Consider the following 23,157-nt stretch of genomic DNA (forward strand, 5'->3'; position numbering starts at 1 on the left):
GGTACCTGAGGGTGCCTCAGTCCTCCGCGGCCGCCTTGGAAGCCGTCGCCTTCTTGGCGGCCGTCTTCTTCGCGGCCGTCGTCGTCTTGGCGGCGGTCTTCTTGGCAGCCGTCTTCTTCGCGGGCGCGGCCTTCTTGGCGGCCGCGGTCTTCTTCGCGGGCGCCTTCTTCGCCGTCTTCTTGGCGGGCGCCTTGGCCCGCTTCTCGGCGAGCAGCTCGAAGCCGCGCTCCGGGGTGATCTCCTCGACGCTGTCGCCGGAGCGCAGGGTCGCGTTGGTCTCCCCGTCGGTGACGTACGGCCCGAAGCGGCCGTCCTTCACCACGACCGGCTTCTCGCTGACCGGGTCCGTGCCCAGCTCCTTCAGCGGCGGCTTGGCGGCGGCGCGGCCCCGCTGCTTGGGCTGGGCATAGATCGCCAGCGCCTCTTCGAGGGTGATCGTGAAGAGCTGGTCCTCGGAGGTGAGCGAACGCGAGTCCGTGCCCTTCTTCAGGTACGGCCCGTAGCGCCCGTTCTGCGCGGTGATCTCCTGGCCCTCGGCGTCGGCGCCGACGACGCGCGGCAGCGACATCAGCTTGAGCGCGTCCGCCAGGGTGACCGTGTCCAGGGACATGGTCTTGAAGAGCGACGCCGTGCGCGGCTTGACCGCGTTCTTGCCGGTCTTCGGGGTGCCCTCGGGCAGCACCTCGGTGACGTACGGGCCGTAACGGCCGTCACGGGCGATGATCTGATGGCCCGTCTCCGGGTCCGCGCCCAGCTCGAAGTCGCCGCTCGGCTTGGCGAGCAGTTCCTCCGCGAGCTCGACGGAGAGCTCGTCGGGCGCCAGGTCCTCCGGCACGTCCGCGCGCTGGTGGCCCTCGGAGTCCTTCTCGCCGCGCTCGACGTAGGGACCGTAGCGGCCGACCCGCAGCACGATGTCGTTGCCCACCGGGAACGACGACACCTCGCGCGCGTCGATCGCGCCCAGGTCGGTCACCAGCTCCTTGAGGCCGCCGAGGTGGTCGCCGTCGCCGTTGCCGGCGTCGGCCGCACCGCCCGTCGCCGCGCCTTCGCCGAAGTAGAAGCGCCGCAGCCACGGCACCGCCTGGGCCTGGCCCGCGGCGATGCGGTCGAGGTCGTCCTCCATCCTGGCGGTGAAGTCGTAGTCGACCAGCCGGCCGAAGTGCTTCTCCAGCAGGTTGACCACGGCGAAGGAGAGGAAGGACGGCACGAGGGCCGTGCCCTTCTTGAAGACATAGCCGCGGTCGAGGATGGTGCCGATGATCGACGCGTACGTCGACGGGCGGCCGATCTCCCGCTCTTCCAGCTCCTTGACCAGCGAGGCCTCGGTGTAGCGGGCCGGGGGCTTGGTGGAGTGCCCGTCGACCGTGATCTCCTCGGCGGAGAGCGCGTCGCCCTCGCCGACCTGGGGCAGCCGGCGCTCGCGGTCGTCCAGCTCTGCGTTCGGGTCGTCGGCGCCCTCGACGTAGGCCTTGAGGAAGCCGTGGAAGGTGATCGTCTTGCCGGAGGCGCTGAACTCGACGTCCCGGCCGTCGGCGGCGGTGCCGGCGATCTTCACGGTGACGCTGTTGCCGGTCGCGTCCTTCATCTGGGAGGCGACGGTCCGCTTCCAGATCAGCTCGTAGAGCTTGAACTGGTCGCCGGTCAGGCCGGTCTCCGCAGGAGTGCGGAAACGATCACCCGAGGGGCGGATCGCTTCGTGCGCCTCCTGGGCGTTCTTCACCTTCCCGGCGTACACGCGGGGGGACGAGGGCAGGTAGTCGGCGCCGTACAACTGCGTGACCTGGGCTCGGGCGGCGGCGACGGCCGTGTCGCTCAGCGTCGTGGAGTCCGTACGCATGTAGGTGATGTAGCCGTTCTCGTACAGCTTCTGCGCGACCTGCATGGTGGCCTTGGCGCCGAAGCCGAGCTTGCGGCTGGCCTCCTGCTGGAGGGTCGTCGTACGGAACGGGGCGTACGGCGAGCGCCGGTACGGCTTGGACTCGACGGAGCGGACCGCGAACCGGGTGTTCTCCAGAGCGGCGGCGAGAGCACGGGCGTTCGCCTCGTCGAGGTGGAGGATGTTCGCGCTCTTGAGCTGCCCGAGCGAGTCGAAGTCACGGCCCTGGGCGATGCGCCGGCCGTCGACGGCCTGCAGGCGGGCGACGAGCGAGGACGGGTCCGAGGGGTCGCCTGCGCGGCCGGTCGCGAAGGTGCCCGTCAGGTCCCAGTAGTCGGCGGAACGGAACGCGATGCGGTCGCGTTCCCGCTCCACCACGAGCCGGGTCGCGACGGACTGGACACGGCCGGCCGACAGGCGCGGCATGACCTTCTTCCACAGGACCGGCGAGACCTCGTAGCCGTAGAGGCGGTCGAGGATGCGGCGGGTCTCCTGGGCGTCGACCATGCGCTGGTTCAGGTCGCGCGGGTTGGCGACGGCCTCGCGGATCGCGTCCTTGGTGATCTCGTGGAAGACCATCCGCTTGACCGGGACCTTGGGCTTGAGGACCTCCAGGAGGTGCCAGGCGATGGCCTCGCCCTCGCGGTCCTCATCGGTGGCGAGGAAGAGCTCGTCGGAGTCCTTCAGCAGGTCCTTGAGCTTCTTGACCTGCGCCCTCTTGTCGGCGTTGACGACGTAGATCGGCTCGAAGTCGTGCTCGACGTCCACGCCGAGGCGCCGGACCTCGCCGGTGTACTTCTCGGGCACCTCCGCGGCGCCGTTGGGAAGGTCACGGATGTGCCCGACGCTCGCTTCGACGACGTATCCGGGGCCCAGATAGCCCTTGATCGTCTTCGCCTTGGCAGGCGACTCGACGATGACGAGTCGGCGGCCGCCCTGTGCGGTCTCGCTGGTCGGGGACAACTTCGCTCTTCTCTCCGGTCGACGCTGGGGCCTCCCCAGGCCTTGCTCCCGGGGTCGTGGCACGGGCACGGATGCCCGCTCACTTGGTGACGCTGCGGAGTGTGACGGTACATCCCGCCCCCGTGTCAAACGGGAAAAGCCCACAACGGCCACTCGAACGGTAACCCGACTACCGCCATTCCTGCCGCCCGGAGTCCCCGGCCGCTCTCTCGGCCCTGTCCGGAGCGTGATGCTCCGATTACCGGAACGGTGTCCTCAGAGGCGGGTCAGGCAGTACGCACCGAGGCCCAGCGCGATCACCGCGGCGAGGCTCGCAAGGGTCGCCGATGCGACCTGACTCACACCTTGGGCGACGGGTTCACCACGCCGGACCCGGATGCCGGTCCACACCAGCAGTGCGCCTCCGAACAGGGCGAACACCGCCCCCGCGAAGATCGCCGGTCCGTTCTCCATGACCCGCGGCCCCTTCCCTGCCGTCCGCGACTGCCCAGCGCCGGGAGACTGACACGGGCGGACGGCGGGCGGGAGGCGGGAGGGCGAAATCAAGGTGAACGGGACACCTCCCCATTCTCGAACATACGACCGACTGACTACGAGGCGAACATTCTCGCCACATTTTTCCCGCCCTTTTCCTTTCCCGGCGCGTCCGGGCGATGGCCGGAACACCCGGGCAGCGCCCTGCCGGCGCCTACGCGTCCCGGCCGGGGCGGGAGAGGACGGGAAGGACGGGGCAGGGCGGACGGGGCAGATGCGGTGCGGCCGGAATGCCCGGGCAGCGCCCTGCCGGGGCCTGCGCGTCCCGGGCCGGGACAGACGGCGCGGGTCGGGGGGCGCGGACGGCACGGCGCGGACGGCGCGGGGCGGGGCGGGGCGGGGCGGCCACGGCGTAGCGGCGCGGCATGGCGCGGCCGGCGGACCCGACATGACGACCGGCTCGTGCGTCCCGTGGATCGGTCGACAGACCAGGCACGCCCGGGTCGGCAGACCGGGTATGACACCCGCTCATGCGTCCCGCGGGTCGGTCGGCGGACCAGGTACGCCCGGGTCGGCAGACCCGGCATGACACCCACTCATGCGTCCCGCGGGTCGGTTGGCAGCCCAGGTACGCTCCGCCCCGTCCTGCCGTGCAACGGAACGGAAGCCGCGCCCTCGGACCGGGCGCGGCCGCCCGGTCCGGCCTCACCGTTCGTCAGCTCGCCGGCTCCAGGAACCCCTGCTCCACCAGCAGCCGGATCTGTGCGGGCGTGCGGTCGCGGAGCAACACCGGGTCCTCGCCCATCAGCTGGGCGATGGCGTCGAGAATCCGGCCCGCGCTCAGCGAGCCGTCGCACACCCCTGCGAACCCGGCGCCCACCGTGTCCACCTTGGTCGCGCGGCGCATCCCGCGGTGCTGGCGCAGCACCACGTGCTCCGGGTCCTCGGCGCCGGGCAGCCCGACCTGCTCCTGGACCACCTCGACGGCGAGCCTGAAGTGACCTTCGAGCAGATCCGCGTCGTCGTGCTCGCGGAGATAGTCGAGGCGTTCGAAGTGCGCGCGGATCGTCTCACCGAGCGGCTGTTCGATCGGATGCGGCCACTCCTCCACCGTGACCGAGGGCACGGCGGCCGCCGTCTTCCGCAGCGTGATCCAGCCGAATCCCACGCCCTTGACCTTGCGCGCCTCGAACTCGTCGAGCCACGCGTCGTACCGCGCCTGGTACTCCGCCGTGTCCCCGCGGTGGTCGCCGGAGTCCCGGAGCCACAACTCGGCGTACTGGTTGACGTCCTGCACCTCGCGCTGCACGATCCACGCGTCGCAGCCACGCGGCACCCATGACCTGACCCTGTCCTGCCAGTCCTCCCCCGCGACGTGCTGCCAGTTGGCGAGGAACTGCGCGAACCCGCCCTCGGCCAGCCGCTCCCCGGCCTGTTGAACGAGCGAGCGGCACAGATCGTCCCCGCTCATCCCGCCGTCCCGGTACGTCAGCCGGGCGCCCGGCGAGATCACGAACGGCGGGTTGGACACGATGAGGTCGTACGACTCCCCCTCCTTGACCGGCTCGAACAGCGAGCCCTCGCGCAGGTCGGCCGCCGGGGCGCCGGACAGCGCCAGCGTGAGCGCCGTGATGTGCAGCGCGCGCGGGTTGAGGTCGGTCGCCGTCACGCGCGTGGCGTGCTGGGCGGCGTGCAGCGCCTGGATCCCGGAGCCGGTGCCGAGGTCGAGGGCGGCGGAGACGGGCGTACGGACGGTGATGCCGGCCAGCGTCGTGGACGCGCCGCCGACACCCAGGACGACGCCCTCGTGGCGCTGCCCGATGCCGCCGGCGCCGCCGACCGCGCAGCCGAGGTCGGAGACGATGAACCAGTCCTCGCCCTCGGGCCCGCCGTACGGCCGTACGTCCACGGTGGCCGCGACCTCGTCGCCGCCCGCGTGGGTCAGCCAGCCGCTCTCCAGAAGGCCGTCCACGGGCAGCATGTCCGCCACGCGCGCGTGCGGAACGGGCTGCTGGAGCAGGAACAGCCGGACGAGCGTCTCCAGCGGTGTGTCCCCGCGGGTGGCCCGGAGCGCGGGCACCGTCTCGCTGCGGGCCAGCGCCGCGTACGCGGGCGCGCCGAGGAGTTCCAGGAGCCCGTCGGCGGTGAAGGAGGCGCCCAGCAGGGCGGTGCGCAGCCGGGCGGCGACGTCGGGGCGGTCGGAGGCGGGCAAGGTGGCGAGGCCGGAGTCAGTCACGCCCTCCATTGTGGCCCGCGCCCCCTTCCGGCCACCGCCTCAGCTCGCGGCGGCCGAGGCCTTACGGACGACCGTCGCCCCATCGGCGCCCACCGCCCCGGGGGCGCCGGAGGGCTGTCGACCCGTGCGCTCGGCCCCTGCCGTCAGCTCGCGGTCGACGAGGCCGACGCCGAAGCCGACGACGTCACCGAGACCTTCTTGCAGCTGGCCTGCTCGGCGATCGCGTCCTTGACCTCGCCCTGTTCCAGGGCCTGCAGCGCCGCGGTGCCGCTCTTGTTCTGCGTCTCCAGGTCCGCCATCTGGGAGGCGACGTCGTGCAGACCGGAGGCGAACTTCGCCTGGTCCTTGGTGTGGAGCGCGTCGACCTTCTTCTTCAGGGCGGCGTAGGACGAGGAGAGGCTGTTGAGGTTCTTGACCACGTCCTGCTGGCGCCTGGCGCCGTCGTCGATCCCAGGGGGCGCACCGGCGCTGCCGATGGCCGTGGCGAGCGCCTTGTAGCCGTCGGACATGTCCTGGAAGGCCTGGGAGTCGGTCTTCTGGATGGTCGCGGGCGAACTCGTGGTGTCCGAGGCCGTCTGCGCGATGGCCGCGTTGGCCGCCTTGATCTTCGCGTCCTGCGCCGGCACCGCGTCACACACGGTCTTGGCCCAGGCGATCAGCTTGGGGTCGGTGCCCTTGTTGCTGCTGCACCCGGACAGCGCCACTACCAGTACCGCACCGCCGGACAGTGCGGCCGCGAGCTTCTTGTTCACCGGATAGGTCCCTTCAATGGCTCTCGGCCCCCGGAATCTACACGGCACACGGAGAGCACCCCCATGGAGAGCATCCATTAAGTACGCTTTTAGATGGATTTGCACCAAGAGAGAGAAGGCTCACGACGAGACGACGAGCACACCCGGAGCCGGACCGCCACGGCCGCCCACGAGCACGTACGGCGGCGCACGACCACATACAACCGCGCACCACCACGTACACCCACGTACGACCGCGTACGACCGCGTACGACCGCGTACGGCGACCGCGTGCGAGAACCGGCGAGCAACCCCCGGCACGCGAAACGGGCGGACGGCGTGTCAGCACACGCCATCCGCCCGCCCGTTGGCCCGGCCCCCTCGCGGGAGCCCCGGTGGCCGTCGTAAGACCGCTTACGAAACCACCGCTGGATCGGCCGACTTGGCCACGCGCTCCGCGCTGTCCTCGTCGTCGCCGACGGTGATACCGCGTCGCTTGGAGATGTACACCGAGCCGACGATCACGATCAGCGCGAGGACCGCGATCAGGATCCGGACGCCGATGCTCTTGTCATGGCCGTACGAGAACTTGATCACCGCTGGTGCGATGAGCAGCGAGACCAGGTTCATGACCTTGAGCAGCGGGTTGATCGCGGGACCCGCGGTGTCCTTGAAGGGGTCGCCGACCGTGTCGCCGATCACCGTGGCGGCGTGGGCCTCACTGCCCTTGCCGCCGTGGTGACCGTCCTCGACGAGTTTCTTGGCGTTGTCCCAGGCACCGCCGGAGTTGGCCAGGAAGACGGCCATCAGGGTGCCCGCGCCGATCGCGCCGGCGAGGTAGGAGCCGAGGGCTCCGACGCCGAGCGTGAACCCGATGAAGATGGGCGCCATCACCGCGAGCAGTCCCGGCGTGGCCAGCTCGCGCAAGGCGTCCTTGGTGCAGATGTCGACGACCTTGCCGTACTCGGGCGTCTCCGTGTAGTCCATGATCCCGGGGTGCTCGCGGAACTGCCGCCGCACCTCGTAGACCACCGAACCCGCCGACCTCGACACCGCGTTGATGGCGAGTCCGGAGAAGAGGAAGACGACCGCCGCGCCGGCGATGAGGCCGACGAGGTTGTTGGGCTGCGAGATGTCCATCGACAGGGTCAACGGCGCGCCCGGGCCCGTCAGTTTCGCCCCCACGTCCTGCACGTTCGTGGTGATCGCGTCTCGGTACGACCCGAAGAGCGCAGACGCCGCGAGGACGGCGGTGGCGATGGCGATGCCCTTGGTGATCGCCTTGGTGGTGTTGCCGACGGCGTCCAGGTTGGTGAGCACCTGCGCGCCCGCGCCCTCGACGTCACCGGACATCTCGGCGATGCCCTGGGCGTTGTCGGAGACCGGACCGAAGGTGTCCATGGCGACGATCACACCGACCGTGGTGAGCAGGCCGGTGCCGGCCAGCGCCACCGCGAACAGCGCCAGCATGATCGACGTACCGCCGAGCAGGAACGCCCCGTAGACGCCGAGGCCGATCAACAGGGCGGTGTAGACGGCCGATTCGAGGCCGATCGAGATGCCGGCGAGGACCACCGTGGCCGGTCCGGTCAGCGAGGACTTGCCGATGTCCATGACCGGACGCCGGTTGGTCTCGGTGAAGTAGCCGGTCAGCTGCTGGATGACGGCCGCCAGCAGGATGCCGATGGCGACCGCGACCAGCGCGAGGATCCGCGGATCGCCGTCCTTGGCCCTGATGGCCGCGTCGGAGATGCCGTTGAGATCCGAGTACTTCCCCGGCAGGTACACGAAGACCGCGATCGCGACCAGCGCGAGCGAGATCACCGCGGAGATGAAGAAGCCGCGGTTGATGGCGCTCATGCCGCTGCGGTCGCTGCGACGCGGGGCCACCGCGAAGATGCCGATCATCGCGGTGAGCACACCGATGGCCGGTACCAGGAGCGGGAACGCGAGACCCGCGTCCCCGAAGGCCGCCTTGCCGAGGATCAGCGCGGCGACCAGGGTCACCGCGTAGGACTCGAAGAGGTCGGCCGCCATGCCAGCGCAGTCGCCGACGTTGTCGCCCACGTTGTCGGCGATGGTCGCGGCATTGCGCGGGTCGTCCTCCGGAATGCCCTGTTCGACCTTGCCGACCAGGTCGGCGCCGACGTCGGCGGCCTTGGTGAAGATGCCACCGCCGACACGCATGAACATGGCGATCAGGGCGGCGCCCAGGCCGAATCCTTCGAGCACCTTCGGCGCGTCGGCCGCGTACACCAGCACCACACAGGAGGCGCCGAGCAGGCCGAGCCCCACCGTGAACATGCCGACCACGCCGCCCGTGCGGAAAGCGATCTTCATGGCTTTGTGCGAGACGGCGGTGAGATCCTTTTCCGGTTCGCCTTCCGCCGGGGTGGCTTCCCGGGCGGCCGCGGCGACGCGGACATTGCTGCGTACGGCGAGCCACATGCCGATATAGCCGGTGGCCGCCGAGAAGGCCGCGCCGATCAGGAAGAAGATCGATCGGCCGGCGCGTTGATTCCAGTCGTCCGCGGGCAGCAGCAGGAGCAGGAAGAACACCACGACGGCGAATACGCCGAGGGTGCGCAACTGCCGGGCCAGATAGGCGTTCGCGCCTTCCTGGACCGCCGCTGCGATCTTCTTCATGCTGTCGGTGCCCTCGCCTGCCGCGAGTACCTGGCGCACCAGGATCCAGGCGACCACGAGCGCGGCCAGCGCCACGACGGCGATCACCGCGACCAGGACCCGGTTGTCGTCGGTCAGGACCGCGGCCGCCAGGGTTGTGGGGTGACCCAACTGATGAGGGGTAGAAAGCCCCGCCATTCGTCCTCCTTGACGCTTGGGCTGAGCTCAAGATGTGGACGGATTCTAGGTACCCGCGAGTGATCTAAACAGGGGACGGTAAGCGGAATTGGCCTTCTCGTGCTCTTCAGCAAATGATCGAGGTCACGCCGACGAACCCGAAAGGAGTAACGCCCTAAAAGCATTGACGATCACCACTGGCCTATTCGGCGCTTGATCAAATTATCGGGCGATCCGCCGGAGCATTGATCGTGAATTCTTTCACGAATTCGGCGAACGGATGACACCCGAAGGAAAATAACAAGAAGGGCCCTGCTCAGCAGGGCCCTTCTCATGATCGGGTGACTCTCAGGTGAGGGCGACTCCGGGCGGGGTGGTCGGCCAGGTCATGCGGATCAGGCCGCCGTGCTCCCCGGCGGTGACCTCGACGTCGTCGACGAGACCACTGATGACCGCGAGGCCCATCTCGTCCTCCTCGGCCTCCACGTCCGCGTCCGGCGCCGCACCGGTCGCCCGGTCGACGGGAACGGAACGGGGTGCCTCGTCGCCGACCTCGATGGAGAACTGTTTCTCGTCCTCGATCAGCGCCACCCGCACCGGCTCGGTGATGCCGGCGCTCTGGTGCAGACCGACAGCACGGGAACAGGCCTCGCCGACGGCCAGCCGGACCTCGTCCAGGACGGCCTCGTCCACTCCGGCCCTGCGTGCCACCGCCGCCGCCACCAGTCGGGCGGTGCGGACGTGCTCGGGCAGCGCGCTGAAGCGGAGTTCAACGGTGGCCATACGTCCCCCTCGGAACTACAGGCGTGCGGTAGGGGGCCGGATCGCCGAAAACCCGGCCCCCCGATGAATTGCGTCCGTCGCGGGCCTGCGACCCGTGTACGGCTGCCGGCACGGGCATGCGGGCCCGAGCGGGCGGGGGCGACACGGGCCCGCGTACGACTCTGTACGAGCCCGTGTCGGAGGCCGACCGGACGGCGCGGACCGATCGGCGGTCCGGGAGACGTCGGCCGGCCCGGGTCAGTCGGTGGCCGCCACCGCTTCCTCCACCGAGGTGTGGATCGGGAACACCTTGGTGAGACCGGTGATTCGGAAGATCTTCAGAATGCGCTCCTGGTTGCAGACCAGGCGCAGTGAGCCCTCATGGGCTCGCACCCGCTTCAGGCCGCCGACCAGCACGCCGAGCCCGGTGGAGTCGAGGAAATCCACGCCCTCCATGTCAACGACGAGGTGGAAATTCCCGTCGTTCACCAGCTCGACCAGCTGCTCGCGCAGCTTGGGCGCGGTATATACGTCGATTTCGCCACCGACCTCAACGACCGTGCGATCGCCGACGGTACGGGTCGACAGGGACAGGTCCACGGATCCTCCAGCACCTTGCTATCGAGCGGGTCGCCCCTTGGGACACCTCGGCTTGCGGCCCCCGGGACGGTACGCCAGCCGCGATGGCATTCAATCACTTACCGGCAGGCGTGCACGACGCCTTGGCCCCATTGTCCGTCACGCCAGTGACACACTCGGTCCCGATGGCCATAAATCACCGATCCGATCGACCCTCGGGTCCGGCCGCGTCCGGGTTCTCTCCGGGCACGGTCCTGGACCGGCTCGCCTCCGGGCCGAGCCGGGCTTCGCGCATCACTCATACGGAGCACTTGCCCCCGCGGGCGGGTCGGCATGCCGTCTGGCCTGACCGGATTCGCTCGGAGGTCGTCGCGGCGGTGCAGGCGTGCGGCATCGATCATCCCTGGGAGCACCAGGCGCTGGCCGCCGAGCACGCCCTGGACGGCGCCTCGGTGGTGGTCGCCACCGGCACCGCCTCCGGCAAGTCGCTGGCCTATCTCGTGCCGGTCCTCTCGACCCTCCTGGACGGCTCCGAGGCACCCAACGGCCGCGGTGCCACCGCCCTCTACCTGGCGCCCACCAAGGCACTGGCGGCGGATCAGTGCCGATCGGTGAAGGAACTTTCACAACCGCTGGGCACCGCCGTACGGCCCGCGGTGTACGACGGCGACACCCCGTACGAGGAGCGGGAGTGGGTCCGTCAGTACGCCAACTACGTGCTCACCAACCCGGACATGCTGCACCGCGGGATACTTCCCGGTCACGCCCGCTGGTCCTCCTTCCTGAAGTCGCTGAAGTACGTCGTCATCGACGAGTGCCACACCTACCGGGGCGTCTTCGGCTCGCACGTCGCCCAGGTGCTGCGCCGGCTTCGCCGCCTGTGCGCCCGCTACGGCGCCTCCCCGGTCTTCCTGCTGGCCTCCGCGACCGCCGCCGAGCCGGCCGTCGCCGCCCGCCGTCTCACCGGCCTGCCGGTCGTGGAGATCGCCGAGGACGCCTCCCCGCGCGGCGAGCTGGTCTTCGCCCTCTGGGAGCCGCCGCTGACCGAGCTGCACGGCGAGAAGGGCGCCCCGGTCCGCCGTACCGCCACCGCCGAGACCGCCGATCTGCTGACCGACCTCGCCGTGCAGGGCGTGCGGTCGGTGGCCTTCGTGCGCTCCCGGCGTGGCGCCGAGCTGATCGCCCTCATCGCGCAGGAACGGCTGGCCGAGGTCGACCGTTCCCTCGCCCGGCGTGTCGCGGCCTATCGCGGCGGCTACCTCCCCGAGGAGCGGCGCGCCCTGGAACGCGCGCTGCACTCCGGGGAACTTCTCGGACTTGCCGCCACGACGGCCCTGGAGCTGGGTGTGGACGTCTCCGGGCTGGACGCCGTACTGATCGCCGGGTACCCGGGGACGAGGGCCTCTGTGTGGCAGCAGGCGGGTCGCGCGGGCCGCTCCGGGCAGGGCGCCCTCGCGGTCCTGGTGGCCCGCGACGACCCACTGGACACGTTCCTCGTCCATCATCCCGAGGCCCTGTTCGACCAACCGGTGGAATCGACGGTCCTCGACCCCGACAACCCGTACGTCCTCGCCCCGCATCTGTGTGCCGCCGCGGCCGAGATCCCGCTCACCGACGACGACCTCGACCTGTTCGGCCCCGCCTGCGAGGAGCTGCTGCCACAGCTGGAGGCCGCGAAGCTGCTGCGCCGGCGTACCAAGGCCTGGCACTGGACCCGGCGGGAGCGGGCCGCCGAGCTGACCGACATCCGCGGCGAGGGCGGGCGCCCGGTGCAGGTCGTCGAGGAGGGCACGGGGCGGCTGCTCGGCACGGTGGACGCCGGGGCCGCGCACTCCACGGTCCACGAGGGCGCGGTCCACCTGCACCAGGGCCGCACCTACCTGGTGCGTTCCCTGGACCTGGAGGACTCGGTCGCGCTGGTCGAACAGGCCGAGCCGCCCTACTCCACGGTCGCCCGCGACACCACGGCCATCTCCGTCCTGGAGACCGACGTCGAGGTCCCCTGGGGCGACGGCCGCCTCTGCTGCGGCTCCGTCGAGGTCACCAACCAGGTGGTCTCCTTCCTCCGCCGCCGGCTCATCACCGGCGAGGTGCTGGGCGAGACGAAACTCGACCTCCCGCCCCGGACGCTGCGCACCCGCGCGGTGTGGTGGACCGTCACCGAGGACCAGCTCGACGAGGCCCGGATCACCCCGGAGATCCTCGGCGGTGCCCTGCACGCCGCCGAACACGCCTCCATCGGCCTCCTCCCGCTCTTCGCGACCTGCGACCGCTGGGACATCGGCGGCGTGTCCGTCCCCCTGCACCCCGACACGCTGCTGCCGACGGTCTTCGTCTACGACGGCCACCCGGGCGGCGCGGGCTTCGCGGAGCGCGCCTTCCACACGGCCCGCGCGTGGCTCACCGCCACCCGGGAGGCGATCGCCGCGTGCGAGTGCGAGGCCGGGTGCCCGTCCTGCATCCAGTCGCCCAAGTGCGGGAACGGGAACGATCCGTTGCACAAGCGGGGGGCGGTGCGGCTGCTCGGTGTGCTGCTGAAGGGGGCGCCGGAGGAGAAGCCGGCGGAGGGCTAGCGGCAGCGGGGCCCGCTCTGGCCCGGACCTCCGCAGCGAACGGCCCACCACCCGACGCAGCCGTCACATCCGAGACGTCTCCCACGATCACGCACCGCGTCAGCCGCGCACCCTGCGCCCTCGCCACCCGGTCCGCCCGGACGCAGGCCGCGGGGGTCCCCTCGGCCCAGTGATCCGCGGCCGCGAGGGCCGCCATGTCGGCACCCCCGGCCGCGCGGTGCCGGACCACGACAACCTGCCCCAGCCCGAGCACCACGCCGAACACCACGCAGAGGACGCCGATCGCGCCGACGCTCCAGACGGTGGCCGACCCCCGATCCGAAAACCGGCCTCTCACGGCCCCGCCTCCTCCGCCAGCGCCACCGCCGACTCCCGCACCTCGAACGGCAGCGCTCCCAGCACCGGCGGCCTCGCCACCACCGTCACCCGGACCTGGTCGCCCTCCCGGCCGACGGTCACCGTCGCGCCGCCCGGCGCCGCCGCCTTCGTCACCGCGACCACCGCGCCCTCGGCGTCCTGCCGCGCGGCGGCCCGCGCCCCGGTGCGGGCGGCGTCCACGCACCGGATCTGGGCGGCCACCACGAGCAGCCCCCACACCAGCGCCATCGTGAACGCCACCAGCACCGGCAGCACCACGGCCGCCTCCGCCGTCACGAATCCGCCATCCGCCCCGCGGCCCCGCTCACATCCGCGCACTGAGGGCTCGTTTCACGATGTCCTGGAGCTCCGCACTGACCTGGCCGCTCGTCACGACCGCATAGAGCACCGCCGCGAACCCGACGGCGGCGATGATCCCCATCGCGTACTCGGACGTGACCATTCCGGCGTCCCTGCGCAGCAACTTCCGCATCTTCCGGTACATCTCGACTCCCTTGAATTCCGAATTCGGTGATCTGTCCCTGTTGACGGCCCGTTATCGCCGCTTTCATCCACCACCCCCTCGCATCACCCCGCCCGCCAGCCCGATCACCACGGGCAGCACCCCGACCGCGATGAACGCGGGGAGGAAACACAGCCCCACCGGCGCGGAGATCAGCACGGCCGCCCGCCGCGCCCGTGCGGTCGCGCTCCTCGCCCACTCCGCGCGGGCGTCCGCGGCGAGCCGGGCGACCGGGGCGGCCGCCGGCAGCCCCGACTCGTCCGCGCGCTCCAGCAGCCGGGCAAGGGCGGCCGCCCCCGGCAGTGCCGCCAACCGCCGCCAGGCGTCCGCCGGTTCGCCGCCCAGCCGGACCTCAGCCGCACCCCGCGCGAGCCCTTCCCCGACAGGACCGCCGAGCGCCTCGCCGACAGCCTGCGCGGCGACCACCGGGCCCGCCCCGGCGGCGATGCAGGCGGCCAGCAGGTCGGAGGCGAGCGGGAGTTGGCGCGCGGCCCGGGACGCCTCGGCCTGCGCCGCCCGTCCCGCGTCTCCATGCCGGCGCTGCCACCGCCACAGCCCCACGGCCACGCAGAGGCCCAGCAGCGCCCCGACGACCCCACCGGCCAGCACCCAGCCGCCGCACACCACACCGGCCGCCGGCAGCCACCCGCGGACGGCACCTGCGACGTCGGAGCGCCGCTCGGGCATCTCCAGGGCCAACAGTTGGGCCACCCTGCGCCTGGCCCAGCGCCTGCGCCTGGCCCGCTCCAGCAGCCACGCCGACCAGCCCAGGACCAGCAGCACCGCGACCGCCACCCCCAGCCTGTGGACAACCTCCGCGCTCATGCCGCCTCAGCTCCCCGCACGATCCGGGCCGCCCACCACATCCCCGCGCCCTCGAACACCGCTCCGACGACCAGGCAGCCCAGGCCGGCCCCGGTGTGCAGCAGTACGCGCAGCGGGTCGGCGCCCATCGCCGAGCCGAGCAGAAGACCGATGGCGGGCAGCGCGGCGAGCAGCACCGCGGTGGCCCGGGCCCCGGACAACTGGGCGCGCAGGTCGGCGCGCTGGTCCCGTTCGGCGCGCAGGGCCGCCTCCAGGCGGTCGAGGCCGGCGGCGAGGCCGGCGCCCTGGTCGACGGCCACCCGCCAGCACGCCGCGAGGCCCAGCAGGCCGTCGGCGCCCGGCTGGCGTGCGGCCGTCGCGAGCGCGCCCGGCACCTCCCCGCCGAAGCGTGCCGCCGCCACCACGGCCGCCTGGGCCTCGCCGAGGCCGGCGGAGTCCCGCGCGGCCCGCAGCAGCGCCTCGCCGGGCTGCCGTCCCGCGCGCACCTCACCGGCGAGCGCCCCGCAGAGCACGATCACCGCGTCGGCGCGCGCCTGCCGGACCCGCCCCGCCTGGCGGGCAAGCCGCAGCCGGCGCAGCACCGGCACCCCGGCCGCCCCCGCGAGGAGCGGGAGCACCGAGGCGGCGACGAGGGCCAGCGCGATGCCGACGGTCAGGGCCCACCACTCGCCCCGCCAACGGCCGCACAGCCGCCGCAACTCCCCGGCCGTCTGCTCCCACAAGGGTGGTCCGGCCGCCACCGCCCCGCCCCCGGCGAGCAACAGCCGCGCCCGCCGTACCTCGCGCTGCCGCTCCGCCAGCAGCCACGCCATGACTCCGCCGCACACCACGACCGCGCCCACCGTCGTCTCACCCATCGCATGAACCCCTTTCAACTCACAGATCACTTGCGTCACTTCGCAGCAGACCCCGCAGCCGCTCCCACCCGGACTCGCGCGCGAAGGCCTCCGCGCCCCAGCGCAGTGCCGGTACCGTCCGCACCAGACCCGTGGGATCCCGTTCCAGCACATGCACCTCGGCGATCCGCCGGCGGCCCGTGCGGTCCCGGACTAGGTGCAGCACCACCGACAGCGCGGCCGCCAACTGGCTGTGCAGGGCGGCCCGGTCGAGCCCGGCGGCCGTACCGAGTGCCTCCAGGCGGGCGGGGACGTCCGCGGCCGCGTTGGCGTGCACCGTGCCGCAGCCGCCCTCGTGGCCGGTGTTGAGCGCGGCCAGCAGGTGCACGACCTCGGGGCCGCGCACCTCGCCGACGACCAGCCGGTCGGGGCGCATCCGCAGCGCCTGGCGGACCAGGTCCTCCAGGGTGACCAGGCCGGCGCCCTCCTGGTTGGCCGGTCTGGTCTCCAGCCGCACGACGTGCGGGTGTTCGGGCCTGAGTTCCGCCGAGTCCTCGGCGAGCACGATCCGTTCCCCCGGGCCCACCAGACCGAGCAACGCGCTCAGCAGGGTCGTCTTGCCGGTGCCGGTGCCACCGCTGACCAGGAACGAGAGCCGGGCCGCCAGCAGCGCGCGCAGGATCCGGTCGCCGCCCGGTGGCACGGTCCCGGCCACCACGAGCTCGTCGAGCGTGAACGCCCGCGGTCGCACCACCCTGAGGGACAGACAGGTGCAGCCGACCGCCACCGGGGGCAGCACCGCGTGCAGGCGGGTGCCGTCGGGCAGCCGGGCGTCCGCCCAGGGCCGGGCGTCGTCCAGGCGCCGGCCGGCCACCGCGGCCAGCCGCTGCGCGAGTCGTCGTACGGCCGCCGCATCCGCGAAGGCGACGGGGGTCAGTTCCAGGCCGCCGCCGCGGTCCACCCAGACCCGGTCCGGGGCGGACACCAGGACGTCGGTGACCGTGGGGTCGGCGAGCAGGGGTTCCAGGGGACCGCTGCCGACCAGTTCGGAGCGCAGTCGCTCGGCCGCGCCGAGGACCTCGGCGTCGCCGAGCACCCGGCCCTGTGCGCGCAGCGCCTGCGCCACGCGCGCGGGGGTCGGTTCGGCGCCGCTCTCGGCGAGCCAGCGCCGGACCCCGTCGAGCAGTGCCGGGCCGTCCGCGCCCGCGGTGCCGGGCCTCATACGCCACCCGCCTCGACGAGCGTGCGCTCCCAGAAGCCCTTGCAGAAGCGGGCCAGCGGTCCGCGGGCGGCGGACCCGGGCGGTTTCCGGTTCGGGCGGGACAGGCCCGGTTCGACGGGCACCTCTCCGGCCAGCGGCAGGCCGAGCAGCCGGGCCACCTCGCGGTCGTCGAGTCCCGGCGCGTACGGGCCCCGTACCGCCACCCGGAGATCGCGCACGACCATGCCGACGGTGGCCGCCACCCGGGCCGCCGCCGCGATCGCACGGAGTTCGGCGGGGACCACCAGGACGGCGAGGTCGAGCTGGGTGAGGACCTCGGCGACCTCGTCGTCCAGGCGGCGCGGCAGGTCGACGACGACCGTGCCACCCCGCCTGCGGACGGCGGCGAGCACCGCGCGGACGGCGGGCGGCGGGATCGCCACGCTGTCGCCGCGGTCCCAGCTGAGGATCCGCAGCGAGTGGAGTTCCGGCAGCGACTCCTCCAGGGCGCCACTGCCGAGCCGGCCGCGGGAGGCGGCGAACGCGGGCCAGCGCAGGCCTTCGGCGGTCTCGGCGCCGAGGAGTACGTCGATTCCGCCGCCCAGTGGATCCGCGTCCACAAGAAGGGTGCGCAGTCCCTCCCGTGCGGAGGTGACGGCGAGCGCGCAGGCCAGCGTGGAGGCCCCGGCCCCGCCCCGGCCGCCGATCACCCCGACGGTGAGGGCCGGGCGGCCCACACCCTCGACGACGTCGGCGATCCGGTCCACGAGCCACTGCTCGCCGTCGGGCAGCATCAGGACGTGGTCCGCGCCGATCTCCACGGCGCGTTTCCACACGTCCGGGTCGTCCTGGTCCTGGCCGACCAGCACCACCCCGCGGCGGCGCGCGGCCCCGCGCACCCGGCGTGCGGCATCGTCGCCGACCAGGACGAGCGGGGCGGACTCCCAGCCGCCGCCGCGTTCCGGTACCCCGTGGTGGACCTCGGGTTTGGCGCCGGCTGCCGCGCACAGGCGCAACAGGTCGTCGAGGAGTTCGGCGTCCTCGGTGACGATCATCGGGCGTCCGGGTCGTCCCGGGGCGGACGGTGGTTCGTGGGTGACAGTTCCGGCCACGTGAGCTTCCCCCTTGGCTGCGTTCTTGCGCGCGGCCTCCGGGGCCACGCGATTCCCATACGTGTGAAGAACCGGCAAGCGGCCTCCATATGCACGGCCGACAGAAACCGGCCATTGGCGCCCGACAATCGGAACCGGCCATGAACTCGCCGCCGCCGGAGCGCGCTGGAATCACGGTGCAGCGAACCCGGAAAACGTGTGGATCTTGGTCCAAAACTGTGGACAACTCGATGGTTGTGAATATCGCTGTCACCCATACCGGTGAGGCCCGTTCTGGGCTCTGTGCGACTTCCACAGCGCAGCGCTGCGACTACACAGTGTGACGGATCCTGGGTATGCGAAAGGGGCGGCCGCAGCCGCCGACCAAGGTCTCAGGACCCGGAGAAGAGAGGAAAAACCCGTCCGGACATGCGACGACCCCCACCGGGGGGGAGAGTGGGGGTCGTCTCCACGGCCGACTCGGGGGGGGGGAGGAGCCGGACCGGGTTAGCACGGTCGCGAACGATCCGTGACTTCCATGGTGTACCCGAGAGCCCTCTCAGGCAAACCCACGCGCCCCACCTTACGCCGAATGGTGGGCGCCTATGCTCGGGGCTGTGGAAAACCACTCCTTGCCCCGCACAGCGGCCTTCTTTGACCTGGACAAGACGGTCATTGCGAAGTCGAGCACCCTCACCTTCAGCAAGTCGTTCTACCAAGGCGGTCTGATCAACCGCAGGGCGGCGCTGCGCAACGCGTACTCCCAGTTCGTGTTCCTGGTCGGCGGCATGGACCACGACCAGATGGAGCGCACCCGCGCGTACCTGTCCGGTCTGGTCCGTGGCTGGAATGTCCAGCAGGTCAAGGAGATCGTCGCCGAGACCCTGCACGACCTGATCGACCCGATCATCTACGACGAGGCCGCGTCCCTCATCGAGGCCCATCACCGGGCCGGCCGGGACGTCGTCATCGTCTCCACCTCGGGCGCCGAGGTGGTCGAGCCGATCGGCGAACTGCTGGGCGCCGACCGGGTGGTGGCCACCCGCATGGTCGTCGGTGACGACGGCTGCTACACGGGCGAGGTGGAGTACTACGCCTACGGTCCGACGAAGGCCGAGGCGGTCCGGGAACTGGCCGCCTCCGAGGGGTACGACCTCGACCGCTGCTACGCGTACAGCGACTCGGCGACCGACCTGCCGATGCTCCGGGCCGTCGGGCACCCGCACGCCGTGAACCCGGACCGGGCGCTGCGCCGCGAGGCGCTCGGGCGCGGCTGGCCGATCCTGGACTTCCACCGCCCGGTCCGGCTCAAGCAGCGGATCTCCGCGCCCCCGCGCCCGGCCCTGGTCGCCGCGGCCGCGATAGGAGCGGCGGCCGCCACCGCGGGCCTGGTCTGGTACGCGAGCAGGCGCCGGAACTCGGTTGCCTGAACCGGCACACCAGCCCCTCTTTCACCCGTTCAGCGGCTCTATGTCCTTTTTCCGCCCCTTAGTGCGTATTTGAAGTCAAAAGTAAAGAACTGCAGGCAGGGGTTCCGCTTGCTCCGGGCTTGCAGTACAAAGGGGTTAGCGGCCCGCGAGACCGAAGGACATCCGAGAGGATCACCTTTTCAAACGCATTTGGCCCCACGGACCCCGCATGGACACCGAGCACCCACGCGACGTCGACCCGTCGATTACGGGCCAGCCGCACCAGGTGACGGGCAAAGTTCCCGACCTGATGGGCGACATTTCGAGGACGCTTGGTAACCCGGTGAACATGCCAGCGGCGGTACGAGAACTCGTACCGCCGCAACCCGTTCAGGCAGCCTTCGCGGCCGCCCGTGACCTCTACGCCGCGCCGCGCTGCAGCGCCTCGCAGACCGCGGTCGACTCCCGGACACCCAGCTCGACCGCGCGGCCGCAGTGCGCGATCCAGGCCGCCATACCGTCCGGGGTGCCCGAGACATAACCGTCCAGGGCCGCCAGATACGAGGCGCGCCCCAGCTCGGCATGGCCGACCTCGGCGGGACAGATCGACTTGGGGTCGAGGCCACTGCCGATCAGCACGATCCGCTCGGCGGCGCGCGCGACCAGCCCGTTGTGCGAGGTGAAGGGCCGCAGCGCGAGCAGCTCGCCGTGCACCACGGCGGCCGTCACCAGCGCCGGCGCGGAACTTCCCGCGATGATCAGCTCGGCGAGCCCGTCGAGGCGTCCCGACACCTCGTCGGCGTCCGGCAGCGGCAGCTCGATCAGCGGCTCGTCGACGCCTTCACCGGCCCGGCGCGGCCGGCCCACCTCGTCGTCCCCGGTCGCGGCCGCCACCAGATGCAGCCGGGCCAGTACACGCAGCGGCGACTGCCGCCAGATGGACAGCAGCTGGCCCGCCTCGGCGGTCAGCCGCAGGGCCGCGCCCACCACGCGCGCGTCGTCGTCGACACCGAAGTCGGAGCGCCGCCGGACCTCCTCCAGCGCCCAGTCGGCGCCGGACAGCGCCGCACTGCCCCGGGCGCCACGCAGGGCGGCCTCGGACGTGACGGCGTTGCTGCGGCGCCGCATGACCCGGTGCCCGTAGACCCGGTCCACGGCCTTGCGCACGGACTCCACGGACTCGGCCACACCGGGCAGCGAGCCCAGGGCCGCGAGCGGATCGGCGGTCGCACGTGTCGTACTCATGAGTACGACCCTACGCACCTGCGGCCCGCCACTCCACGAAGGAGTGGTCTTCTTCACTTCGCCTGACACGTACAGCTATCAACCGACTACTCTTCGTGAACATGAAAATTGCTTTCGTCGGGAAGGGCGGCAGCGGCAAGACCACGCTCTCCTCCCTGTTCATCCGCCATCTCGCGGCCGCCGGCGCGCCGGTCGTCGCCGTCGACGCCGACATCAACCAGCACCTTGGCCCCGCGCTCGGTCTCGACGAGCGGGAATCGGCGGCACTGCCCGCGATGGGCGAGCGGCTCTCCGTGATCAAGGACTACCTGCGCGGCAACAACCCGCGCATCGCCTCCGCCGCGACGATGATCAAGACCACTCCGCCCGGCGAGGGCTCGCGGCTGGTCCGGGTACGGGAACCCAATCCGGTGTACGACGCCTGTGCGCGCCCGGTGGAACTCGACGGCGGCGCCGTCCGTTTGATGGTCACCGGGTCCTTCACGGACGCGGACCTGGGAGTCTCCTGCTACCACTCCAAGACGGGAGCGGTCGAGCTGTTCCTGAACCACCTCGTCGACGGCCCCGACGAGTACGTCGTGGTCGACATGACGGCGGGTTCGGACTCTTTCGCCTCCGGCATGTTCACCCGTTTCGACATCACGTTCCTCGTCGCCGAGCCGACCCGGAAGGGGGTCTCCGTCTATCGCCAGTACAAGGAGTACGCCCGGGACTTCGGCGTCGTGCTGAAGGTCGTCGGCAACAAGGTGCAGGGGCAGGACGACATCGACTTCCTCCGCGCGGAGGTCGGGGACGACCTGCTGGTCACGGTCGGGCACTCGGACTGGGTGCGCGCCATGGAGAAGGGCCGCCCGCCCCGGTTCGAGCTCCTGGAGGACGACAACTCCCGCGCCCTGCGCGCTCTCAAGGTCGCCGCCGACGCGACGTACGAGCTGCGGGACTGGGAGCGCTACACCCGGCAGATGGTCCACTTCCACCTGAAGAACGCCCAGTCGTGGGGCAACGAGCGCACCGGGGCCGACCTGACGGCACAGATCGACCCCGGCTTCGTGCTCGGCGAGGGAGTGGCGGCGCCCGTCTGACGGAGGTGGGCTCTCCGCCGACGGGGCGCCGACTCCCGCCCGCCGCCTACTGCTTGACCGCCGGCGCCCCGGGCACCCCCTTCGGTGCCGGGGCGGGGCGGCCGGAGAGGAAGGACGCCCAGCCCTGCCGCGGGGCCTCGCCCACGTTCAGGGTGCGCAGCCTCGCCAGGACCTGCGGGTCCTGGGCGTCCAGCCAGTCGGCCAGCTGGTGGAAGGAGACACAGCGCACCTCGGGCTTGTTGCAGACGTTCTCGACGACCTCGTCGATGGCCCGCATGTAGGTGCCGCCGTTCCAGGACTCGAAGTGGTTGCCGATGACGAGCGGTGCACGGTTGCCGTTGTAGGCCCGGTTGAAGCCCTGGATCAGCCCGTCACGCATCTGGTCGCCCCAGTAGTCGTACTTGTCGGGGTCGCCCTGGGTCGAGGTGCCGGACTGGTTGACCATGAAGTTGTAGTCCATGGTCAGCTGCTCGAAGGAGTGCCCGGGGAAGGGGACGAGCTGCATCGACAGGTCCCACAGCCCTTCCTTCCTCTTGGGCCAGACCTGGTCGTTGACGCCGCTGGTGTCGTAGCGGAAGCCCAGCTGGCTCGCCGCCTTCATGAAGTTCTTCTGCCCCTCGAGGCAGGGGGTGCGGGCGCCGATGAGCTCCTTGTCGTAGTCGAAGGGCAGCGGTGCGGCGTTCTTCATGCCCGTGTTGGTCTTCCAGTTCTTCACGAACTGCTTGGCCTGGGCGATCTCGCTCTTCCACTCCGCCACCGACCACTCACCGACACCCCCGTCGGGGCCGCAGAAGTGCCCGTTGAAGTGGGTGCCGATCTCGTTGCCCTCCAGCCAGGCCAGCCTCAGCTGCTTGACGGTGTCGGAGATGCCCTGCTCGTCGTTGAAGCCGATCTCGGAGCGGCCGGGCGAGTGCTGCGGGGGCCGGTACAGGTCACGTTTCTCCTCGGGCAGCATGTAGACGCCGCTGAGGAAGTACGTCATGGTCGCGTTGTTCTCCTTGGAGACCTTGCGGAAGTGCGAGAACAGCTTCTGGCTGTCCTCGCCCGCGCCGTCCCAGGAGAACACCACGAACTGCGGGGGCTTCTCGCCCGGCTGGAGCTTCTCCGGCCGGGGCAGATGGGGCTGCGCCCCGGTGTACGCGGTGGAACCGTCGCCGATCAGACGGACCATGCTCTGGGGCGCCGGTGCTCCCTTCTGCGGCCCGGACGCCCCTTCTTTCGTGTTGGTGCCGGTCGCGCAACCCGCCAGCGACGCGGCACATGCCGCGGCGGCCACGGCGCCGACGGCGATCCTCTGGGTGGCGGCCAATTCCGCCCACCTTCTTCCTTCTCTCGGCAAACGCCGATCACGGCGTTTTATGGCGGTGTGCCGGGTATGTGCCGACAGCGCCGCCAAGGTCGCATAGGACCGAGAGAGGGATTAATACGACAAGCCGATGAACTGCTCACTTCACCCATGGAGGTGAAGAGGTGCCCCATTTGCGCAGAAAATCCATGCCTGACCTTTACTCTGCATTACGATTCGTTTACCGAGTGTTGATTCATCCCGCCACTGCACGCCGTGACCCACGGCCGCGACCAAGCCCCAGCCC

General features: G+C 71.2%; 18 protein-coding genes and 1 pseudogene. 3 read left to right on the forward strand and 16 right to left on the reverse strand.

Annotated elements, in window-relative coordinates; translation table 11 throughout:
* Positions 1 to 16: 16 nt before the first annotated feature.
* The 7 genes from topA to bldG form a co-directional block, all read right to left on the reverse strand.
* A complete protein-coding gene (gene topA / locus ACWDGI_RS22255) occupies positions 17 to 2,839 on the reverse strand; it encodes a type I DNA topoisomerase (RefSeq protein WP_450761543.1) in 2,823 nt (940 codons plus the stop codon).
* Positions 2,840 to 3,094: 255 nt separating this feature from the next.
* On the reverse strand, positions 3,095 to 3,292 hold the full coding sequence (locus ACWDGI_RS22260; protein WP_450761545.1) for a hypothetical protein: 198 nt from the start codon (positions 3,290 to 3,292) through the stop codon (positions 3,095 to 3,097).
* A gap of 736 nt (positions 3,293 to 4,028) precedes the next feature.
* Positions 4,029 to 5,558, reverse strand: coding sequence for a DUF7059 domain-containing protein (locus ACWDGI_RS22265; protein ID WP_450761547.1), 1,530 nt, complete (start codon positions 5,556 to 5,558; stop codon positions 4,029 to 4,031).
* A 134-nt stretch (positions 5,559 to 5,692) separates the two neighbouring features.
* Positions 5,693 to 6,301 carry a small secreted protein gene (locus ACWDGI_RS22270; protein ID WP_450761549.1) on the reverse strand — a complete coding sequence of 203 codons (609 nt, stop codon included), beginning with the start codon at positions 6,299 to 6,301 and terminating at the stop codon, positions 5,693 to 5,695.
* A 393-nt stretch (positions 6,302 to 6,694) separates the two neighbouring features.
* Positions 6,695 to 9,103, reverse strand: a complete 2,409-nt coding sequence (locus tag ACWDGI_RS22275) for a sodium-translocating pyrophosphatase (RefSeq protein WP_450761551.1) — start codon at positions 9,101 to 9,103, stop codon at positions 6,695 to 6,697.
* Between the two features lie 327 nt (positions 9,104 to 9,430).
* Complete coding sequence (locus ACWDGI_RS22280; RefSeq protein ID WP_450761553.1) at positions 9,431 to 9,865, reverse strand: ATP-binding protein; 435 nt, start codon at positions 9,863 to 9,865, stop codon at positions 9,431 to 9,433.
* Positions 9,866 to 10,102: 237 nt separating this feature from the next.
* The gene (gene bldG, locus ACWDGI_RS22285; protein WP_010986038.1) at positions 10,103 to 10,444 is read right to left on the reverse strand and encodes an anti-sigma factor antagonist BldG; all 342 of its coding nucleotides are present in this window, start codon (positions 10,442 to 10,444) and stop codon (positions 10,103 to 10,105) included.
* Between the two features lie 83 nt (positions 10,445 to 10,527).
* Between bldG and ACWDGI_RS22290 the strand changes: the two genes are divergently transcribed.
* The gene (locus ACWDGI_RS22290; protein ID WP_450761555.1) at positions 10,528 to 12,996 is read left to right on the forward strand and encodes a DEAD/DEAH box helicase; all 2,469 of its coding nucleotides are present in this window, start codon (positions 10,528 to 10,530) and stop codon (positions 12,994 to 12,996) included.
* Here the strand turns inward: ACWDGI_RS22290 and ACWDGI_RS22295 are convergent.
* From ACWDGI_RS22295 to ssd, 7 genes and pseudogenes are all read right to left on the reverse strand, one after another.
* Positions 12,965 to 13,333: pseudogene (locus ACWDGI_RS22295) on the reverse strand (Rv3654c family TadE-like protein); the annotation flags it as partial. The gene ACWDGI_RS22290 and the pseudogene ACWDGI_RS22295 sit on opposite strands and share 32 nt — an antisense overlap.
* Positions 13,330 to 13,650 (reverse strand): TadE family type IV pilus minor pilin, encoded by a 321-nt coding sequence (locus tag ACWDGI_RS22300; protein WP_450761557.1) that lies wholly within the window; start codon positions 13,648 to 13,650, stop codon positions 13,330 to 13,332. The gene ACWDGI_RS22300 and the pseudogene ACWDGI_RS22295, both read right to left, overlap by 4 nt.
* Positions 13,651 to 13,678: 28 nt before the next feature.
* Positions 13,679 to 13,858, reverse strand: coding sequence for a DUF4244 domain-containing protein (locus ACWDGI_RS22305; protein WP_450761559.1), 180 nt, complete (start codon positions 13,856 to 13,858; stop codon positions 13,679 to 13,681).
* Positions 13,859 to 13,921: 63 nt separating this feature from the next.
* Entirely contained in the window at positions 13,922 to 14,701 is a 780-nt protein-coding gene (locus tag ACWDGI_RS22310; RefSeq protein ID WP_450761561.1) for a type II secretion system F family protein, read from the reverse strand.
* A complete protein-coding gene (locus ACWDGI_RS22315; RefSeq protein ID WP_450761563.1) occupies positions 14,698 to 15,558 on the reverse strand; it encodes a type II secretion system F family protein in 861 nt (286 codons plus the stop codon). The genes ACWDGI_RS22310 and ACWDGI_RS22315 overlap by 4 nt, the downstream gene beginning before the upstream one ends.
* Before the next feature lie 19 nt (positions 15,559 to 15,577).
* Complete coding sequence (locus ACWDGI_RS22320) at positions 15,578 to 16,759, reverse strand: TadA family conjugal transfer-associated ATPase (RefSeq protein WP_450761565.1); 1,182 nt, start codon at positions 16,757 to 16,759, stop codon at positions 15,578 to 15,580.
* A complete protein-coding gene (gene ssd / locus ACWDGI_RS22325) occupies positions 16,756 to 17,850 on the reverse strand; it encodes a septum site-determining protein Ssd (RefSeq protein ID WP_450761567.1) in 1,095 nt (364 codons plus the stop codon). Before ssd ends, ACWDGI_RS22320 begins: the two co-directional genes overlap by 4 nt.
* A 584-nt stretch (positions 17,851 to 18,434) precedes the next feature.
* On the opposite strand from ssd, the gene ACWDGI_RS22330 reads away from it, so the two are divergent.
* Positions 18,435 to 19,259: an HAD family hydrolase gene (locus ACWDGI_RS22330; protein WP_450761569.1), complete on the forward strand. Its 825-nt coding sequence runs from the start codon at positions 18,435 to 18,437 to the stop codon at positions 19,257 to 19,259.
* A 399-nt stretch (positions 19,260 to 19,658) separates the two neighbouring features.
* Here ACWDGI_RS22330 and ACWDGI_RS22335 read toward each other — a convergent pair whose 3' ends face one another.
* Complete coding sequence (locus ACWDGI_RS22335; protein WP_450761571.1) at positions 19,659 to 20,483, reverse strand: oxidoreductase; 825 nt, start codon at positions 20,481 to 20,483, stop codon at positions 19,659 to 19,661.
* 101 nt (positions 20,484 to 20,584) lie between these two features.
* Between ACWDGI_RS22335 and ACWDGI_RS22340 the strand changes: the two genes are divergently transcribed.
* Entirely contained in the window at positions 20,585 to 21,565 is a 981-nt protein-coding gene (locus ACWDGI_RS22340; protein ID WP_450761573.1) for an ATP-binding protein, read from the forward strand.
* Between the two features lie 46 nt (positions 21,566 to 21,611).
* On the opposite strand, the gene ACWDGI_RS22345 is transcribed toward ACWDGI_RS22340, so the two are convergent.
* Positions 21,612 to 22,874, reverse strand: coding sequence for a hypothetical protein (locus ACWDGI_RS22345; protein WP_450761575.1), 1,263 nt, complete (start codon positions 22,872 to 22,874; stop codon positions 21,612 to 21,614).
* Positions 22,875 to 23,157: the final 283 nt, after the last annotated feature.

It is taken from the genome of Streptomyces sp. NPDC001220 (assembly GCF_053597895.1).

Excerpts from the sequence above, each read along its gene's own strand:
- ACWDGI_RS22260 (WP_450761545.1), bottom strand. The coding sequence starts at position 3,292 with ATGGAGAACGGACCGGCGATCTTCGCGGGGGCGGTGTTCGCCCTGTTC.
- ACWDGI_RS22265 (WP_450761547.1), bottom strand. The coding sequence starts at position 5,558 with ATGGAGGGCGTGACTGACTCCGGCCTCGCCACCTTGCCCGCCTCCGAC.
- ACWDGI_RS22275 (WP_450761551.1), bottom strand. The coding sequence starts at position 9,103 with ATGGCGGGGCTTTCTACCCCTCATCAGTTGGGTCACCCCACAACCCTG.
- ACWDGI_RS22280 (WP_450761553.1), bottom strand. The coding sequence starts at position 9,865 with ATGGCCACCGTTGAACTCCGCTTCAGCGCGCTGCCCGAGCACGTCCGC.
- ACWDGI_RS22290 (WP_450761555.1), top strand. The coding sequence starts at position 10,528 with ATGGCATTCAATCACTTACCGGCAGGCGTGCACGACGCCTTGGCCCCA.
- ACWDGI_RS22305 (WP_450761559.1), bottom strand. The coding sequence starts at position 13,858 with ATGTACCGGAAGATGCGGAAGTTGCTGCGCAGGGACGCCGGAATGGTC.
- ACWDGI_RS22310 (WP_450761561.1), bottom strand. The coding sequence starts at position 14,701 with ATGAGCGCGGAGGTTGTCCACAGGCTGGGGGTGGCGGTCGCGGTGCTG.
- ACWDGI_RS22315 (WP_450761563.1), bottom strand. The coding sequence starts at position 15,558 with ATGGGTGAGACGACGGTGGGCGCGGTCGTGGTGTGCGGCGGAGTCATG.
- ACWDGI_RS22320 (WP_450761565.1), bottom strand. The coding sequence starts at position 16,759 with ATGAGGCCCGGCACCGCGGGCGCGGACGGCCCGGCACTGCTCGACGGG.
- ACWDGI_RS22330 (WP_450761569.1), top strand. The coding sequence starts at position 18,435 with ATGCTCGGGGCTGTGGAAAACCACTCCTTGCCCCGCACAGCGGCCTTC.
- ACWDGI_RS22335 (WP_450761571.1), bottom strand. The coding sequence starts at position 20,483 with ATGAGTACGACACGTGCGACCGCCGATCCGCTCGCGGCCCTGGGCTCG.
- ACWDGI_RS22340 (WP_450761573.1), top strand. The coding sequence starts at position 20,585 with ATGAAAATTGCTTTCGTCGGGAAGGGCGGCAGCGGCAAGACCACGCTC.